3 protein-coding genes are annotated in these 1,476 nt (G+C 66.5%); 2 read left to right on the plus strand and 1 reads right to left on the minus strand.

Annotated features, from left to right (window positions below):
* Positions 1-233 (plus strand): M23 family metallopeptidase (locus AOK01_RS35105; protein ID WP_157871621.1); only part of this gene is annotated, 233 nt, incomplete at its 5' end.
* A gap of 62 nt (positions 234-295) precedes the next feature.
* Here AOK01_RS35105 and AOK01_RS35110 read toward each other — a convergent pair.
* Positions 296-874: a TetR/AcrR family transcriptional regulator gene (locus AOK01_RS35110; RefSeq protein WP_055518879.1), complete on the minus strand. Its 579-nt coding sequence runs from the start codon at positions 872-874 to the stop codon at positions 296-298.
* A 153-nt stretch (positions 875-1,027) separates the two neighbouring features.
* On the opposite strand from AOK01_RS35110, the gene AOK01_RS45740 reads away from it, so the two are divergent.
* Positions 1,028-1,476, plus strand: a 449-nt coding sequence (locus AOK01_RS45740; protein ID WP_245702551.1) for an MFS transporter, incomplete at its 3' end; no start/stop codon positions are given.

The following is a 1,476-nucleotide window of genomic DNA, read 5'->3' on the forward strand; positions in this document are numbered from 1 at the left end:
GCAACGCCGTCGTGATCAAGCACGGCAACGGCACGTACTCGCAGTACGCGCACCTCTCCCGCGTGGACGTGAAGCCCGGCCAGGTCGTGAAGACCGGCCAGCCGATCGCGCTGTCCGGCAACACCGGCAACTCCAGCGGGCCGCACCTGCACTTCGAGATCCGTACGACGGCCAACTACGGCAGCGCGGTCGACCCGGTCGCCTTCCTGCACTCCAAGGGCCTGAACCTCTGAGTCCTGTGCACCTGCATCCTGTGCACCCGCACCTCTGAGCTCTGTGAGGGGCGCGCGGGGTCTCAGGCCGTGTGCGGGTCCGAGTGTGCCTGCGTGACCAACTCGATGGCGACCTCCAGGACAGCTTTCCGCTTGTCCTCGGGGTCGCCTTCCATGTCCTTGAGGGCGAACATCCCGGCGTGCATGGTGAACAGGGCGCTCACGCACCGGACCTGGTCCGCCAGGGGGGCGTCCGGATCCTTGATGATCTCCAGCATCTTGAGCATGCGGTCCTTGAAGGACTCGCCGATGCTCAGCTCGCGGATCGTCGCCTGGTTCTCCTGCATGAAGCGGAAGAGGGGGGCCGCCTGGGTGAGGGCCAGGCTGTACCGGCGCAGGAGTTCCTGCTTGGTGTCGAGGATGTGCGGCTGTCCCCTGCCCCACTCGATCAGCTCGTCCATCGGCCTGGTCAGGTCGTCGAAGAGGCTGATGAGGATGTCTTCCTTGGTCTTGAAGTGGTAGTAGAGGGCCGCCTTCGTGACGTCCAGCCGCTCGGCGATCTCGCGCAGGGAGGTTTTCTCGTAGCCCTGCTCGGCGAAGAGTTCGACGGCCACGTCCTGGATGCGCTGGCGGGTGTCTCCGCGCCGCTGCCTGCTGCCCATCGTGGCCGCTCCTCGTTCTGGTCGCACGCCGTCGGCGCGGGTAAAGAAAAACTTACTTGACGCCCGGCTAGTTACGGGTCTACTTTCCCCAGTGTAGCCAACTTGCCGGTCGGCAAGTAAGTAGCAAGGCGGGACCACAGGGGAGTGGGCACAGTGGCGGACACCAGGACGGCCGGGACGGCCGGAAAAGCGGACGAAGTGGAGGAACCCGGGGCGGGGACGGACGGGCCGACGAAGGCCACCGGAACGACCGGAACGGTCGACGCACCGGTCGACGCACCGGCCGACGCACCGGCGGACGCCGCAGTCGCCGCGGACGCGGGCAAGCAGCCCAGGAGCGTACGGGTCGTCCTGCTCGCGCTGATGATCGCGATGCTGCTCGCGATGCTCGACAACATGATCATCGGCACCGCGATGCCGACCATCGTGGGAGAGCTGGGCGGCCTGGAGCACCTGTCGTGGGTCGTCACCGCGTACACGCTCGCGACCGCCGCCTCCACCCCGATCTGGGGCAAGCTCGGCGACATGTACGGGCGCAAGGGCATCTTCATGACGTCCATAGTGCTCTTCCTGATCGGGTCGGCACTGAGCGGAATGGCCCA

The organism is Streptomyces aurantiacus (genome assembly GCF_001418335.1).
Taxonomy (GTDB): domain Bacteria; phylum Actinomycetota; class Actinomycetes; order Streptomycetales; family Streptomycetaceae; genus Streptomyces; species Streptomyces aurantiacus.

Bases quoted from the DNA above. Each gene is read 5' to 3' on its own strand.
- AOK01_RS35110 (WP_055518879.1), bottom strand. From the start codon at position 874: ATGGGCAGCAGGCAGCGGCGCGGAGACACCCGCCAGCGCATCCAGGAC.